Below are 16,413 nucleotides of genomic sequence, written 5' to 3' on the forward strand. Positions count from 1 at the left end.
TGATGAAAAAATAGCAGGCAAAGAATCTCATAATTAATCTTTCGAATTTCTCTTCCAACATATTTAAAATACTTCCGATTTAATTTCTTCGGTATTTTGATACTTTTAAACAAAGAAAAAAGCTGATATTTTTTCAATCAACTTACATTGAATAATTTTCAATCATAAAAACTTTTTTCAAGAGTTTCTGAACTCTGTATATCTTGCAAAGTTCTCAGTATCTTATAATAAGATTCAAACATCTCAATTTTCCTTTCTTTGGAGTCTAATGAAACAATAACTTTTGAATAAACTTTCGCCAGCTCTTCTACTCTTTCAATTAATTCTTTTGAGTACATTTTAACTCTTCCTATTTTAAAGTTTCTAATATTGTAGCAATTGAGATTTAATCTCAATATGATTTAAATAAGAAAGGATCATGCTGTTAATATGATAAAAATCATATATTGGATGTGAAGTTTAAAGATAAATCTTTTGCATTTTAATGTGGGACGTTAGAGGTGGAAAGTTTACTATTTGAAACAAAACATATAAGTTTAAAGATGCTGCAAAATTTTTGTAAGTTGTAGAGTGTGTATGTAAATATGCGTTGACTGAGAAATTGGGCAAAGGTAGAGATTCTTCGCCTGCTTCAGAACGACAAATAAGGTTACTTTTCTCTGATATTTATCAACCAACCTTTGACTGTCATCCTGAGGGCTTTAGCCCGAAGGATCTCCTTATCTAAATTTTGTAAAAATTCTTAATTTCTCACCCAAGGTATGTCAATTAATTTTTAGTCTTAGTTAAAATTTTAAAGCACGCTCCATACAGGTTTTATTTAAGTTGATAAAATAATATTATTCTACGTCTTACATTTCAAATTTATGTTATCAAGATTTACCCATTTTTTAACAGCTCCAATATCTCATTTTGAACTTTTTCCAGAAGCTCCTTGTCATAAACTTTCTCTTTATTTTTTGTTCTAATATAAAAAGCATCTCTAACTCTCAAACCCTGCGTTGAAGCTTTTACCATATGAACATATAAATCATACTTTGAGAATATTTTGATTATATCAAAAAGTAGTCCAACTCTATCTTCTCCAGAAATATCAAAGATTGTGTAATTTTCTGACATTTCATTGTCTATTTTTACAAATGTAGGCGGTGGAACAGTAGAAGCTCTAAATCCTCTATCTCTTTTTCTTATCAGATTCTCAAACTTTTCTTCTCCGTTAATTACTTTTAAAAGTAAGTTTAAGAATTTCTCAAATTTTTGTTCATCAATAGCTTCTAAGCTTGAGGTTGAAATTTGAGATTCTATAAGGTATATTCCATCTTTCCTTTCAAAGCTGTATACAGTAAGAATGTTAATGTTTAAGTAAGTCAAAATTCCAGTGATTATTAGCAGTGGATTTTCTATGTTTTTAACGGCTATTACAACATCAGAATATCCTGCTCCTATGTTTTTCTCAAAGGTGGTAGTAAGTGTAAGATTTTCTTCTATAAGCTTATCTTCTAATTTTATATGTTTTACTATATCTTGTAGTGGTGTTGATAAGATATAGTAATCCGAAAGTCTGTTTAAATGAAATTCTGCTTTTTCTTTAGAAAGCTCTAAAGATAAAAGTTCAAGGAGTTTTCGCTTTTTATCTTCAAATCTCTTTTGAATTTGTACTTCTAAATCTTCGATGCTACTGCTTTCTAAGTATTCAGAAGCTTTGTTGTAAAGGTCCATCAATAATGCAAACTTCCAGTCGTTCCAAGCTCCAGAGCCTACAGCGTTTGCATCACACCATGTTAAAACTGTTAGCATGTTTAAAAGTTCTTTGTTTTTGATAACTTTAACGAAATCTTCAATAACTCTTGGTTCGTGTAGGTTTCTCCTTTGTGAGATGTGAGCCATATCTAAGTGATGTCTTACTAAAAAGCTTACAGTTTCTATATCTTTTAAAGGATATCCAAATCTATCTAAAATATCTCTTGCCATTTCTGCACCAAGGACGCTATGGTCTGCCTTATGTCCTTTTCCGATATCATGTAAAAATATTGCCCAGATTAATAAATCTTTTCTTTGTATTTCTTTGTAAATCTCAAAGATTTTTATTTTTTGAAAGCTGTCAATCTTAGGAAGGTTTTCTAACTCTTCTAAAGCTTTGATAGCATGGGCATCGGTTGTATACTTATGATAATGGTCGTATTGGAAATGACATCTTTGAAATCCAAACTCAGGAATTAAATCATCAAGGACATAAAAATCTTGCATTCTTTTTAGCGTTTTTGGAAGGTTGTTTATCGAAGAAAATATTTCTCTAACAATATCTTTTAAGTCATCAGATAGTTTTTTACCTTTTAAAAATCTTTCATTTTTTCTAAGCAAATATTCAAGGTTAGAAGAAAAATTTAAGCCGTATTTTTTAAAGTATTTAAAAGCCTTTAAAATGTTTTTCTCCGGCTCTTTTTCAAACTTTTTAGAGTTTAAAACATCTATTTCAGAAGATGTTCTTATAAATACATCATCAATTGGAATATATTCTTCGTATGGACTTTCTGACTCTGTAAGATTTTTTAGTATTCTGTTTGTTATGTTATTGATCGACCTTGCGTTCAAATAGTAAAGTTTCATCATTCTTTCAACGCTGTCTCTTAAGGTTTCATAATCTGCATTTTCAGGAGCATAGCCAAGCCTTTTAGCCACTTCTTCCTGTAATGCAAAGGTTAAAACATCACATTTTTTATTGCATAATAGATGCATCTGATTTCTTATTCTTAAAAGAAAATCATAAGCATTCATCAATTCTATATATTCTTCTTCAAGGATTATGTTTTTTTCTACAAAGTATCTATAATCGTTAACATCATCTAAAACTTTCGCTATCCAAAATACTTCATGAAAATCCCTAAGACCACCTTCACCCTCTTTAACATGCGGCTCCATCAGATAAATGCTACTTCCTGTGTTGCTGTATCTAACCTTCCTTGCTTTTAGCGTAGCTTCTATGTATGCTTTTCTTTTAGACCTTATTAGTTTTTTAAATTTTTCTGATAATGTTTTATATATATCTTCATTTCCACATAGAAATCTGCCTTGAAGTAGTGCTGTTGCTACTGTTAAATCTTCTTTTGACAAATCTAAAAAAGTTTTAATATTTCTGGGAGAAAATCCAATGTCGCATTTTAAATCCAGCAAACAATAGTAAAAATTTTCTATGCCAATTTTTAGACTTTCTATATCTTCTGTGTTATAAACTATCGAGATATCTATATCAGATTTAAAACATAACTCTCTTCTTCCATAGCCACCAAGGACTATAATTGATATCTCATTAAGATTTGGAAAAGAAATTCTCGCAAACTCTTTGATTGTTTGGTCTGTTAAATCTGATAACTCTTTAACAATTGTTAGTGCACTTTCTCCAGCATAATGTTTTGCTATAAGCTCTTTTTTCGTTTTATTGTAGTTATCTAAAATATGTTGTTTTTTATTTACTTCTAATGCCGTTTCCATTTTTCAGCTCCTTTTAGAATAAGTTGATTACATAAGCAATCTAAATCGCTGCTAATAAATTATATAAAAAATCTCTTACAGAAAATAGATATTAAATTAAATTTCTGTAGGAGGTAAATCATGAAGGAATCTTATTAATTTTAGTATATCGCATTAATCTAAGATAAAAGCTTATACAAAGAGTTCAGAGATTGTCAGGACGAAAATGTTTTCATTAAGCTGTTTAATCCTATAATGATAGTCATTCAGAGAAGGAATTTTAAAGCCAAGATATTTAAGCTCTTGAAGAACTTCTCTATAAGAATATTGTTTTAGTGTTTGATATAGAAATATAGCTATTATAAATTCATCTTTGTACTTTCTTGGTCTACCTCTTTGACTATTTTTCTTTTCCTTATATTTAATCTTTTTAAAAAATCTTTTTGTAAGTTTATAGATTTATTATTTTATTTAAAAGATATTCCTGTTTTTCTCATGCAAACATTTTATTTTTTGATTTTGCGTATTTAATTTTAACTAATAAAATAATTTTGGAACAGTCTCCCAACCCCCCTGTATAAGCTAAAAGAAATATGGGAAAATATAATATAAGAATTTAAAATTATGAAAATCGGGGGATAAAGATGAGAAAGAAAGTAGGAGCATCTACCTACATTCAGAGAATTAATACACTTGAAAGAAAGCTTTTAAAACAAGTAAAAGAATTAGATGATGTTATGGAAAAACATCCAGAAATAATCTTTAGATTGCAAGTAGTAGAATTTGCTTTAAAACATTCAGTGAAGGTTGCAGTTGAAGCTTTTGGTGTATCAAAATCTACCATATACAGATGGATTAAAGAGTATGAAAGCAGTAATAACAATCCTGTATCTCTTAAAAATCGTTATATATCAAAAAAAGGAATGAAATTAGAAAAATTACAAAAAATAACAGAAAAACATAAACAATTAGTTTTAGAAATAAGAAAGAAACATCCTAAGCTTGGGAAAGAAAAAATAAAGGTTTTACTTGATAAACTCTGTAAGCAGCACGAGACTTATCAATAATTTTGTGTCTGGATTGAAAACTTTTTATTAAACAATTGTAAAATTTCATAAGAAGCTCCTTTAAAAGCAGGTATAGGTTTTTTCCATTTTCCATTCTTTAAATTATCTCTCTGTATAAGCAGATTTATCTCAAGAATGTCTACAGATTGAAAATATCCGCCTAAATTTATTCTTACTTTCTCTATCATGCTATTAACACTTTCAACTGGATTTGTTGTGTATATGTGCTTTCTTAGATTTTCTGGATATTTTAAAAAACATAAGTATCTCTCTTTGTTAGATTGAATATGTTTTATAAAGCTTGGATATTTAGATTTAAATCTACTACATAAATCATCTAATTTTTCTAATCCATCTTCATAATCTAAGCTGTTTTCTTTTATGTTTTTTAATTCTTTGTTAAATACTTGTGAATCTTCTTTATCCATCTGATTTCTAACGTTTCTTTGTAAATGGACTAAACATAGCTGATGGTCTGTATAAGGAAATAGTGTTTCTATGGCTTTTGTTATCCCAGGAAAATCATCACTTACTATAAGCATTACCCTTTTTAGTCCTCTATCTATTAAATCATTGAATACTTTTATCCAGTCTGCTTTGTTTTCACTACTGAAAAATGTGTAAAATCCAAATATATCTTTATTTCCTTGTAAATCTATTCCAAGAACTACATAGACAGAAGCCTTTCTGATTTTGTTTTTCTCTTTTATATCACAGTGATATGCGTCTATATACAGTACAAATGCATCCGATGGAAGCTCTCTTGTTTTAAAATCATTAAGTCTTTCTATAAGCTCTTTTTTGATTTTATCCATATGTTGTTTTGAATAGTTTAAGCCTAAGCTTTTTAATGTAGAATCTATCTTGCTTTCTGAGTATCCATTGGATACCAAACTCATAAGAAGGTCTATATAATCTTCATCAACTCTTTTGTAAGGGTCAGGTAATATTTGTGGTCTAAATTTACCCTTTCTATCTCTTGGGACATTTATGTTAAGCTTGAAAGAACCAGTATTTAGGTTTCTTTCGTAGTATCCATTTGCTTTGTTATCTTCATCATTTTCAAGGAAGAAATTTCTTTCCTGATTCATGACCAGTTCTACAACAGATTCTAAAAGCTTTCTTATACCTATCTTTTCTTTGGTTGTTATACCGTTTGGGAAAAATTCTTTTACTAATTCCTCTGTGGATCTGTTTAATACTTTTTCAAAGTATTCTTTTTTATCCATTATCATTCCTCCTTATAAATTTAATTTAGACACAACATTATTTTAACTCCCAGCAGCACAATATTCCTACGATATCTGCAAGTTCAATTGGAAATATAATAAAAATGCTTAAAGAGGAAAGGAAGTTAAATCATGAGTACGCCAGGCAAAGAATCTCAATCAACGGAAGAACTGGAAAGCTAATAGTGAAAGAAGATAAAAAGAAAACAAAGAAAGATAGATATAAAGACAAAAAACCAACAAAACCAGGAGAATTGGTACAAATAGATACAAAGCATGAATATGTAAATGGTAGAAAAGTTTATATATTTGTAGCCAAGGATGTAAAAACAAGAATCTCTTTTACTTTTGCATATGACAGGCTAAACAGTAAAAACGCAAAGGACTTTTTAGAGAAATTAATAAAAGCAATACCATTTGAGATAAAAGGTATACAAACAGATAATGGCAGTGAATTCTTGGGTGAGTTTAGCAAGGCATTAAAGAAAAAAGATATAAAACATTATTTTAACTATCCAAGATATCCAAAAGGACAAGCATATGTAGAGAGAATGAATAGGACATTACAGGATGAATTTATCATGTACTACGAAGATTATGAATTAAAAGATGTTTATGAGTTTAATAAAAAATGATGGAGTATATGCTATGGTATAACATAGAAAGACCTCATCATAGTTTAAACAAAAAATCACCTATTGCATACTTTTGTGATATTATAAATTCAAGAAAATCGGAATTTTCCCAAACTGGTATGACCTATACAACAATTTGAACAAAAGCCATAAATATGATAAAATTTGAGAAAAGATTTATAAATGGAGGTTTCATAATTTGTCAATTGGAAAAAGAGTTAGACTTGAAAGATTGATTAATAGAGAAACAGGTAAAACTGTTTTAGTTCCCATGGACCATGGTGTCAGCTCAGGTCCTATGGAAGGAATTGTCAACTTAAAAGAAACTGTTCAGAAAATAGCAGAAGGTGGAGCTAATGCAATAATTTTACATAAAGGAATGGTAGAAGCAGGACACAGAGGAAAAGGTAAGGATGTTGGATTAATAATTCATATGTCTGCTTCTACAGATTTATCACTTAGAAAAAATGATAAAGTTCTTGTTTGCACAGTTGAAGAGGCTATAAAACTTGGAGCTGATGGTGTTTCTATTCATGTTAACATAGGTGCTGAAGATGAAAAACAGATGCTAAAAGATTTTGGAGAAGTATCTAAAAAATGCTTAGAATGGCAAATGCCACTTCTTGCTATGATGTATTACAGAGGTCCTGAAGTAAAAAATCCATACGACCCAAAAGCCATCGCACATATTGCAAGAATTGCTGCGGAGCTTGGAGCTGACATTGTAAAGGTTCCATATACTGGAGACCCAGAAAGCTTTAAAAAAGTGGTGGAAGGATGTCCTGTTCCAGTAGTCATTGCTGGAGGTCCAAAAGTAGATTCCGACGAGGCATTATTGAAAATGGTCTATGATGCTGTTGTAGTAGCTGGTGGTGCTGGATTGTCAATTGGAAGAAATATTTTCCAACATAGAGATGTGGCTTTAATTACATCTGTTTTATCAAAGATAGTAAATGAAGGTATTTTTGTAGAAGAAGCATTAAAGTTTTTGAATAAAAATTAATTGCTTTTTTAAAAATTATGTTATAAAATTACTTTTATAAAAATAAGGAGGTGTGTGATATGGAAGCATGGTTAGCGTTTATTATCATGACAGCTTTCACAATTTTAACAGGAGTTATTGTGTTTGTAGGTGGTATGCTAAAAAGAGGCGAAGAATAAAAATATTTAAGGATTTTAATTGTTAGATGATATCAAGAAGTTAGGAAATATATTTTTTATTATTTCCTTTCTTCTTTTTCTTTTTTTAGGATATGTAATTTTTTCTCCGTTTATAGGTATAATTACAGTTTCAATTTTGCTTGTTGTAATTTTTTATCCAATACATCAAAAAATTTCAAAAATTGTGAAAAACTCTGTTTTAAATTCTCTAATCTCAACATTTATAATACTGACTACGCTATTACTACCATTTAGCTTGATTTTGTTTTTTCTGACAAAGGAAATCATAGAACTGTATCCACTGATAGCAGATTATATAACAAATCCTAATTTGATTGTTGAAAAATTAAAAGAAAGTCCTTATCTATATAAACTCTATCTTAAACTTCAAGAATTTTATCTAAACAAGCTTGATAGTAACTTCCATGATTCAATAATTAATTATCTTAAACAATTTACAGCAGTTATGTTTAATTTTGCAAAGACATTTTTATCAAATGTTATTTTGATTTTTATTGCTATTTTTATTATGGCTATAACCATTTTCTTTCTTTTTAAAGATGGATATAAGTTGTACAATTTGGTTTATTCAATAATTCCTTTAGAAAAAGAAGAAAAAGATTACTTATTTAGTAATTCTTATGCCGCGGTTCAAGCTGTAATTCTTGGTTCTGTATTTGTAGCAATTGCTCAAGCTATAGCATCTTTAATTGGATTTTTGGTTGCTGACGTAGAATACAGTCTTGTTCTTACTTTTCTGACATTTTTTGCTGCATTTATTCCTTTTGGCGGTGCGTCCTTAGTATGGGTTCCGGTAGCTATTTATCTTATGGTCAGCAAAGGTCTTTTAGTAGGAATTCTTTTTGCTGTTTATGGAACTTTTGTAATTAGTACTGTGGATAATATTATCAGACCTATAGTTGTTGGAACTAAAATTGACATGCACCCAATGATAATGTTTTTTGCTATTATTGGTGGATTAAGTACCTTTGGATTTCTTGGCATCTTTATTGCTCCTGTAATCGTTGCATTGATAGATGCTTTTATTATGCTTTATAAGAAGAGATATGGAATAGAAAATGAGTAAAATGAGTAATGAGTAAATCATTTAAATAACAAAATCTAAACGTCAGGTGAGAAATTCAATAAAAGTATGAGATTCTTCGCACGGCTTTAGAATGACAGATTTTTATTTTCCTTGTCATCCTGAACGTAGTGAAGGATCTTGTTTTTTAATGTTTTTTAAAAAGAAAAAAAAAGAGATTCTTCGCTTACGCTCAGAATGACACCATTATAACGTTCTCTGTCATCCTGAAGCTGTAAAGCTGAAGGATCTCATGTTTTAATGCTTTTTAAAAAGAGAAACATGAGATTCTTCGCCGGCTGCAGAATGACAGTGTGGATTTTTACAAGCAGCCTCAGGAAAGAGGAGATTCTTCGCCTACTTAGAAATGACAACGTTGATTTTTGCAAGCAGTCTGAGGTGTTTCTTAAAGATAACAAAATCTATCCCACAACACCTTTTGATTCATTCCAATATTTATCCATCTCTTCTAAACTCATCTCTTCTAACTTTTTACCTTGCTGTTTTACTTTCTGCTCAATGTAATTAAATCTTCTTATGCTTCTGTCTGTTGCTAAATGAAGTGCTTCTTCTGGGTCTATTTTTAAAAATCTTGCAAGATTGACAAGTGCAGTTAGAATATCTCCGAATTCATGGACTTTTTCTTCGTATGTTTTGGCTTCTTTTAACTCTTGTATCTCTTCAAAGACTTTTTCCCATACATCGTTTATGTTTTCCCATTCAAATCCAACCTTTGCCATCCTATCTTGAACTTTATAAGAACGCAAAAGTGCCGGCATTCTTTTTGGAATTCCCTTTAAAATAGAGCTTTTTTCTTCTTGTTTTATTTGGTGCCACTGTTTTAAAACTTCTTCGGCATTTTTAGCCTCTGACTCTCCAAAAACATGCGGATGTCTTTTTATAAGCTTTTTTATTAGTCTATCTATTACAGCAACTATATCAAACTTACCTTCATCTTTTTTGATTTGGCTATGGAAAACAACCTGTAATAAAACATCTCCAAGCTCTTCTATCATCTTTTCATCATCGTTTTCTTCAATTGCTTCTAATAGCTCATAAGCTTCTTCTATGAGATTATTTTTAATAGATTGATTTGTTTGCTCTTTATCCCACGGACATTCTTTTCTTAATCTTTGAACTATCTCGACAAGCTCTTGAAACTTCTTTCCTTCCTCTTTACATTCCATTGTTAACTCCTCTCACTGTCTCACGATCTTGTATAAAAGTATAACAAACATAAAAATTGAAATATATAACATTAAGTTTGCCATAAAAGGCTGATTTGACAGATGAAAAAGTGCAGATGAAACTAAAAATGCAAAAAAGATTATAGCCAAAACAATTTTATTTATCTGATTTTTATAAAATTCTTGAAGTTCTTCTATGTCTTTAAAAATTACTCTAAAAGTAAGTCTTTCTATGTTAAGCGTTTTTATTATTCTGTCTAATTTAAATGAAAGGTTGTAATAAAAGTTAGCTATATCCATAGCTTCTTCAAACTTTTCTTTTATATAGTCTTTTGTTGATTTTGTTAAGAATTTCGTAAGTCTTTCTGTTGGGTTAAAGTTAGGGTCTAAGTATCGGATTAGTCCATCAAGTCCAATAGATGCCTTTCCAAGATATGCTAAGGTTGTAGGAAGGTAAAGATTACATTCTCTTACAAGTTCAATGATTTCTAAAACCATATCTTTTAGATTTATGTTTTGAAGTGTCTTGTTGTAGTATCTGTCAATAAAGACTTCTACTAAGCTTTCAAGCTTCTCAATGTCTGATTTTGGGCTAATCATGCCCATGCCTTCGTAAAAGTTCATAGCTAAGGTTTTGTTTTTGTTGACAACCGCAAATATATGCTCGTAAAGTAATCTCTTTTTCTCTTCCGATAACGTTCCTACCATTCCAAAATCTAAAAGGACCAAGGTTTTGTCTTCTTTTATTAGCAGATTTCCTGGGTGAGGGTCTGCATGGTAAAAGCCGTCATAAAAAACCATCTTATAGTAAGCATCTGTAATAAGTCTTGCTATATCCTGTTTTTCTGATGTTGTCAGTTGTATCTGATTTATCTTTTTACCTTCTATAAACTCTAAAACTAATATATTTTTTGTTGAATACTGCGGATAATACTTTGGTATGTAAAACTTTTCATTGAAATTTTCAAAGTTTTTTCTAAATGTCTGTATGTTAGATGCTTCTATCTCAAAATCTGCTTCTCTTAAGGTTGTAAACTTATATTGATAGATGACAGATTTTAGGTTTAGGTCTTTGACAGTTTTAGAATGCCTTTCTAAAAAAGATATGACTTTGTAAAATACTTCCGCATCTAAGGATATCAGCTCTTCTAAGTTTGGTCTTTTTACTTTTATTGCTACTATTTCGCCTGTTTTTAAAATACCTTTATAAACTTGTGCTATTGATGCAGAGCCAATAGGATTTGGGTCTACATAAGTAAAAACCTCTTCTATTTTTTGATTAAGTTCTTTTTCAATGATGTTTTTTATTATTTCAAAATCAACAGGTTTGACGTTGTCTTGAAGTTTTATAAGTTCAAGGATTACAGATTGGGGGACTATATCCGGTCTTATGCTTAGCACTTGACCAAGCTTTATGAATGATGGACCAAGTTTTTCTAAGGTTTCTCTAATTCTTTGTGGTCCAAGGGATGGGTCTGTTTCTATGCCAAAAAGTGCTTTAAAATAATCATAAATATTGTATATTCCAAGCTTTGATAACTCTAAGGTTATATCTTTAAATCTTTTATAAAGCTTTAGCTTTTTATTAAGCACCTTAAGAATCCAAGATTTCTTTCATCAATTTAGCAACATTTCTAATTTCCCACTGGGCATGGGGTGTATTTCTTTTTTCTATAAAGTCTTTGATCCAACTTAACGTTCCTGAAACTACGATTGTTGTTCTCCTTCCTGTCGGCAAGAAAAATCTTGCATCCTCTCTTTTTATTTTATACCCATACACAAGCAAATCATATATATACTGTGATAGTTCATCGTGTAGTTTTGCTAGCTCATAGGCTCTAATTTTTGACTTTAATTCTAAAAATTTAGGCTCAGGGATTTCTTCTTTAAGATTTTTTAAAACTTCATAAATTTCAGCCATTGTTTGATTCATTCCGGAAACATCTACTTCTATCTCTTCTTGAGATTCTAAAATAGATGGTGGCAAGACTGTATAGTTTTCATCTTCTCTTACATATCTTTGACTTCTTTGTGAGAAATTTAATGCGGTATGGCGAACTAACTGATGGGTCATAGCTCTACTAACTCCATCAATAAAAAACACGGCGTAGCCGTCATACTCTTTTTTTAACCCTATAAGAGAAACTGTTAGATCGCCTTCTGTACGAATCTCTATGGGGTCAACAGGTGTATCATATTCTGCAAGCTTTTCAAAAGCTTTAAAATATTCACTTTCATTAATTTTTAAAAGTTCTTCTAAATAGTGTCTTAAAGATACTCCAATCACATCCGGATATTTTGGGTTGTAGTGGGTTTTAAAATAGGTAGCACCAATCCTTAAAGCGTTTTCCTCTCCTACTTTTTTATACACAAAAGAATGGGCAAAAACAGAAAAATGCTTATAATTTCCAAGCTTAGATAAAAACTCTGCTCTTTTTTGTTTTTCTACTACCCTTGGGTCGTTTAAAAGAGAATTTAAATCTCCACTGTTATAACAAACCCTTGCCCCAAGAGCTGTAAATGGAAAACTGTCTTTAAAGTCTTCTATAGAAAAGAAATTAAGCAGCATTTTTTATCTCCAATGATGTGTTTATATTGTATATATTTTAACTTAAACTTATACCTTAGGTGAGAAATTAATGATTTTCATAGAATTTAAAGAGGAGGAGATCCTTCGGACTTACGTCCTCAGGATGACAGCCAAGGTTGAATGATAAGCATCAGAGATAGCCTTCCTTGTCATCCTACAGCCGGCGAAGAATCTCATACTTTTATTGAATTTCTCACCTGACGTATAAAATTTTGCTAAACTATTATATTAAATTGACGAAAAAGAGGTAAAAATCTTTACGGAGGGAATATTTAATGCGACCAAAGATTGAACCTAAACCAATTGAAAAGCCTGTCCCGTCTGACAAGTTTCTTGTATCTAAGACAGATACAAAAGGCATTATCACTTATGCAAATCCAATATTTATTGAAATTTCTGGATACACAGAGGATGAGTTAATCGGTGCAAATCATAACATTGTTAGACATCCAGATATGCCAAGGACTGTTTTTAAGCTTCTTTGGGATACTATACAGAAAGGAGATGAAATTTTTGCATATGTAAAAAACATGGCGAAAGATGGCAGTTATTACTGGGTGTTTGGACACGTGACTCCAACCTTTGACAGCTCAGGAAAGATCATTGGTTATCAATCAGACAGAAGACCTGTTAGAAATAGAGAGTTTTTAAATGGTGTTATAATTCCATTATACCAAGAGCTAAAAAAAGAAGAGCAAAATGGACTGGATGCAGGAATGAGAAAGCTTGAAGAAACGCTTAATAAAGCTGGAATGTCTTATGAAGAATTCATTTTTAAAAACTATTAAAAAAGTGAGTAAGTGAGACGTAAGTAGGTGAGAAAGTGAAAGATGTATTTACATTATTAAGAAAAGTTTTTAACCACTTCCACTTATTCACTTTCTCGCTTACTCACTTCACAAAAGGAGGTAAACAATGACAACACACAAAGTTTCTTCGTTAACTAAAATACAGTATGCCAATATGCTGTCAATAGGGATATTTACATTTGCTCTTGTAATTGAAGTTTACAAGCATGGATTTGATTTTATTAGAATCCTTAATATTATCAACTTCTTAACTGCTTGGTATATATTTGTTAACATTAAAAAAGTTCAAGGGTTTGTAAGTAGGATAAGTAATGTTGTAAGCAAAGCAGAAAGGGGGGACCTTGAGTCAAGATTAGTAAAAGAAAAAGAAGGCGGTGAGCTTTTAAAACTTGCTTATGATGTGAATTATTTGTTAGACCAAGTGGATGCATTTTTAAGAGAAGTTCAGAGTCCATTAGAGTATGCATCCAAGAGAAAATACTGGAGAAAGGTTATAACTGATGGCTTTACAGGTACGTTTAAATCAGTGGCTGAAAAGCTAAATGTTCCTTTGAAAGCCATAGAAAATAATGACAGATTTATAGAAAAAACAAAGATGATAGAAGAGCTTTCTCATTTAGGTGGTGGCATACAGGGTAATTTAAAAGTTATTTCAGAAGATTTAAATAAACTTGTAAGCAAACTTTCTTTAATTAAAGAAGAAAGTAAAAAAACTGTAGATATAGCAGTAGAAGGAAATAAAGAGATAGAAAAGATAGTTAACGACTTGTCGCAGGTAATAAAAAATATTGAAGAGTCAAACAGAGTAATACAAAATTTAGCTAAGAAAACAGAAGATATTAGCGTTGTTGTTTCATTGATTAAAGATATAGCAGACCAAACAAACTTGCTCGCTTTAAACGCAGCAATAGAAGTGGCAAGAGCTGGAGAGATGGGAAGAGGCTTTGCAGTAGTTGCAGACGAAGTTAGAAAGCTTGCAGAAAGAACCCAAAAGGCAACAGAAGAAGTAACACAAGCAATAGCTGTACTTCAAGAAGAAAGCAAGAATACATTAGCCAAATCAGAAAAAATGGTAGAAATAACCCAAGCTTCAGCTAAATCAATCACAGGTATGACAGATATCTTAAAAGCTTTCCAAGATACAGCATTAAACAACGAAAAATTAACAGAAATCATGGCAACTCAGGCATTCCTATCTTCTAAAAAATTAGACCATATAATATTTAAAAACAATGTTTACTCAAGCGTAACCCAAGAAAAAATGACATTTAAATTTACAGACCATTATAATTGTGCGTTTGGCAAATGGTATTACGGCGATGGTGTTAAGGAATTTGATGGAATAACATCATTTAAAGAGATTGAAAAATATCATGCAAACTTCCACAATGCTTTATACAATATCGTCGAAATAATAGAAAATAATAAAGATATATTAAAACATAAAGAACTGATATTTAAATCTTTTGAAACTGCTGAAAAAGAATCTCAAGAACTGTTTAAAGAAATGGATAAAGTTGCTGAAGAGAAAGCGAGAAGGCTTGGAATACAATTTTAGAAGTGAGTAAGTGAATAGGTGAACAAGTGAGTAAGTGGAATTGGTTAGATAATTTTTTTATGTTAAAACCTTATCCACCGTCTCACTTACTCACGTCTCACTTACTCACTTATTCACTACTCCGAAGGAGGTAAGCAATGGGTTTATTTGGCGGATCAAACAAAGAAAGAGAAAGACAGCTTGAAGCACAGCTTGCTGAATGCCAAAAACAGCTACAAGAATTATCTAAGTTAGAAAAAGGCAGTGATGAGTACGAGGAAAAGTATCTTGAGTTTAAGCAGGCTTTAGACAATCTATCTGAAGAGGCTGTATTTTTTGCAACAGCAGAGTTTAGAGAAGGAAAAGCGGGCAATGAGATTGTTTATGTCAATAGAAAAGGAAAAGAGATTATAGACAAAATGTCGCAAGATATCAGGTCTAATTTTGGGATAGAAATCAATTCAAACAACATTATTGGGAAATCTATACATATCTTTCACAAAGACCCAGAAAGGATAAAACAGCTTTTAAAAGCTTTAAAGCCCGGAGAAGTAAAAAGAAATGCAGATATAAAAGTAGGAAACACTATTATTCAATCAGACAGGTCAGTGATTGCTGATAAAAATGGAAATGTAAAATACTACATGACATCAATGAAAGATGTGACAGCCGAAAGATTGATAGAACAAAAAATTATACCTTTAAACGCAAAAAATACAGCGTTAGCAGTATACAACTCTGTAAAAACACTTATTAATCAAATCATTTTAGACATCTATATTCAAAACCAGCTTCAAAGCTTACTGAATGAAACACACGGTATTGTTAAAGAAGTAGAATCTTTAAAAGAGACTACAGCAGCAACTCAGAAAAAGATAAAAGATTCTGAAAATGTTTTAAATCTTATTTTGGAGATTTCTGAACAGACAAACTTGTTATCATTAAACGCAGCGATTGAAGCGGCAAGAGCTGGAGAGATGGGAAGAGGTTTTGCAGTAGTTGCTGATGAAGTTAGAAAGCTTGCAGAAAGAACAGGAAAATCTACAGAAGATGTTAGAAAAATAATCTCGGCTGTAATATCAGAAGTATCTCAAACAGCAAACCTTGTAGACAAAGCAGTAGCCAGAATACTAAAAAATTCAGAAAACTTTGAAACATCTTCCAATGATTTAAAAAGATATGCAACAGAAATAGAAAATTCTTCAAAAAAAACATTCAACGAGCTTTTAGATTCATGGAATGTATTCAGAGAGTTGAAAGAAACAACAAAAAATGAAAATCTAAAGCTTTATATATATTTAATCGAAAAAATCATAGACCATGCTAAGTTTATGCTTAACATAGCTGAAGCAGTTGAAAGAAAAGAAATTATCAACGTTGTATCTCATCATGAATGTGATTTAGGTAAATGGTATTACTCTGTTGGTTCAAAAGAAATAACAATATGCGGAGCAGAAGGAGAAAGGTTATTTAGAGATATTGAAGCTCCACACAAAAATTTACACGATATAGGCAGACAAGTTATGGAAGCAATGAAAAGAGGAAACATGGACGAGCTTATACAACTGCTTAGCAAAATGTTAGAAGATAGCCAAAATATAATCAATGATTTAGTAAGATTGGGTGAAAGCTGTATTAGAACGTGA

The 16,413-nt window shown here is 30.8% G+C and carries 14 protein-coding genes and 2 pseudogenes; 9 read left to right on the top strand and 7 right to left on the bottom strand.

Features of this window, described 5'->3' with window-relative positions:
- Positions 1–158: 158 nt before the first annotated feature.
- From SYO3AOP1_RS04700 to SYO3AOP1_RS09340, 3 genes and pseudogenes are all read right to left on the bottom strand, one after another.
- Positions 159–395, bottom strand: coding sequence for a hypothetical protein (locus tag SYO3AOP1_RS04700; RefSeq protein WP_281340495.1), 237 nt, complete (start codon positions 393–395; stop codon positions 159–161).
- Positions 396–879: 484 nt separating this feature from the next.
- The gene (gene glnD, locus SYO3AOP1_RS04705; RefSeq protein WP_012459612.1) at positions 880–3,489 is read right to left on the bottom strand and encodes a [protein-PII] uridylyltransferase; all 2,610 of its coding nucleotides are present in this window, start codon (positions 3,487–3,489) and stop codon (positions 880–882) included.
- A gap of 207 nt (positions 3,490–3,696) precedes the next feature.
- Positions 3,697–3,965, bottom strand: a pseudogene (locus tag SYO3AOP1_RS09340) (IS5/IS1182 family transposase); the annotation flags it as partial.
- 147 nt (positions 3,966–4,112) lie between these two features.
- Here SYO3AOP1_RS09340 and SYO3AOP1_RS04710 point away from each other — a divergent pair.
- Positions 4,113–4,535, top strand: a complete 423-nt coding sequence (locus SYO3AOP1_RS04710) for a helix-turn-helix domain-containing protein (RefSeq protein ID WP_281340496.1) — start codon at positions 4,113–4,115, stop codon at positions 4,533–4,535.
- On the opposite strand, the gene SYO3AOP1_RS04715 is transcribed toward SYO3AOP1_RS04710, so the two are convergent.
- Positions 4,529–5,764 (bottom strand): IS256 family transposase, encoded by a 1,236-nt coding sequence (locus SYO3AOP1_RS04715; RefSeq protein WP_012459106.1) that lies wholly within the window; start codon positions 5,762–5,764, stop codon positions 4,529–4,531. The genes SYO3AOP1_RS04710 and SYO3AOP1_RS04715 overlap by 7 nt on opposite strands.
- 104 nt (positions 5,765–5,868) lie before the next feature.
- On the opposite strand from SYO3AOP1_RS04715, the gene SYO3AOP1_RS04720 reads away from it, so the two are divergent.
- The 4 genes from SYO3AOP1_RS04720 to SYO3AOP1_RS04730 all read left to right on the top strand — a co-directional run bounded on the left by SYO3AOP1_RS04720 (position 5,869) and on the right by SYO3AOP1_RS04730 (position 8,647).
- Positions 5,869–6,399 carry a DDE-type integrase/transposase/recombinase gene (locus SYO3AOP1_RS04720; RefSeq protein ID WP_281340498.1) on the top strand — a complete coding sequence of 177 codons (531 nt, stop codon included), beginning with the start codon at positions 5,869–5,871 and terminating at the stop codon, positions 6,397–6,399.
- On the top strand, positions 6,396–6,539 hold the full coding sequence (locus tag SYO3AOP1_RS09620) for a hypothetical protein (RefSeq protein WP_281340499.1): 144 nt from the start codon (positions 6,396–6,398) through the stop codon (positions 6,537–6,539). Before SYO3AOP1_RS04720 ends, SYO3AOP1_RS09620 begins: the two co-directional genes overlap by 4 nt.
- Positions 6,540–6,598: 59 nt before the next feature.
- Positions 6,599–7,402: a 2-amino-3,7-dideoxy-D-threo-hept-6-ulosonate synthase gene (locus tag SYO3AOP1_RS04725; protein ID WP_012459613.1), complete on the top strand. Its 804-nt coding sequence runs from the start codon at positions 6,599–6,601 to the stop codon at positions 7,400–7,402.
- 177 nt (positions 7,403–7,579) lie between these two features.
- Positions 7,580–8,647: an AI-2E family transporter gene (locus SYO3AOP1_RS04730; protein WP_012459615.1), complete on the top strand. Its 1,068-nt coding sequence runs from the start codon at positions 7,580–7,582 to the stop codon at positions 8,645–8,647.
- A gap of 419 nt (positions 8,648–9,066) precedes the next feature.
- Here the strand turns inward: SYO3AOP1_RS04730 and mazG are convergent, their stop codons facing one another.
- From mazG to thyX, 3 genes are read right to left on the bottom strand one after another with little or no spacing between them, the layout of a single operon-like run.
- Positions 9,067–9,831, bottom strand: coding sequence for a nucleoside triphosphate pyrophosphohydrolase (gene mazG, locus SYO3AOP1_RS04735; RefSeq protein WP_012459616.1), 765 nt, complete (start codon positions 9,829–9,831; stop codon positions 9,067–9,069).
- A 12-nt stretch (positions 9,832–9,843) separates the two neighbouring features.
- Entirely contained in the window at positions 9,844–11,424 is a 1,581-nt protein-coding gene (locus tag SYO3AOP1_RS04740; RefSeq protein WP_012459617.1) for an AarF/UbiB family protein, read from the bottom strand.
- Position 11,425: 1 nt separating this feature from the next.
- Positions 11,426–12,400 carry an FAD-dependent thymidylate synthase gene (gene thyX / locus SYO3AOP1_RS04745; protein ID WP_012459618.1) on the bottom strand — a complete coding sequence of 325 codons (975 nt, stop codon included), beginning with the start codon at positions 12,398–12,400 and terminating at the stop codon, positions 11,426–11,428.
- A 296-nt stretch (positions 12,401–12,696) separates the two neighbouring features.
- On the opposite strand from thyX, the gene SYO3AOP1_RS04750 reads away from it, so the two are divergent.
- The 4 genes and pseudogenes from SYO3AOP1_RS04750 to SYO3AOP1_RS04760 all read left to right on the top strand — a co-directional run bounded on the left by SYO3AOP1_RS04750 (position 12,697) and on the right by SYO3AOP1_RS04760 (position 16,413).
- Complete coding sequence (locus SYO3AOP1_RS04750) at positions 12,697–13,209, top strand: PAS domain-containing protein (RefSeq protein WP_012459619.1); 513 nt, start codon at positions 12,697–12,699, stop codon at positions 13,207–13,209.
- Positions 13,210–13,825: 616 nt separating this feature from the next.
- A pseudogene (locus SYO3AOP1_RS09625) lies at positions 13,826–14,401 on the top strand (methyl-accepting chemotaxis protein); the annotation flags it as partial.
- Positions 14,402–14,404: 3 nt separating this feature from the next.
- Positions 14,405–14,788, top strand: a complete 384-nt coding sequence (locus tag SYO3AOP1_RS09630; protein WP_281340820.1) for a CZB domain-containing protein — start codon at positions 14,405–14,407, stop codon at positions 14,786–14,788.
- 137 nt (positions 14,789–14,925) lie between these two features.
- The gene (locus tag SYO3AOP1_RS04760) at positions 14,926–16,413 is read left to right on the top strand and encodes a methyl-accepting chemotaxis protein (protein ID WP_012459621.1); all 1,488 of its coding nucleotides are present in this window, start codon (positions 14,926–14,928) and stop codon (positions 16,411–16,413) included.

Source organism: Sulfurihydrogenibium sp. YO3AOP1, assembly GCF_000020325.1.
Lineage (GTDB): Bacteria > Aquificota > Aquificia > Aquificales > Hydrogenothermaceae > Sulfurihydrogenibium.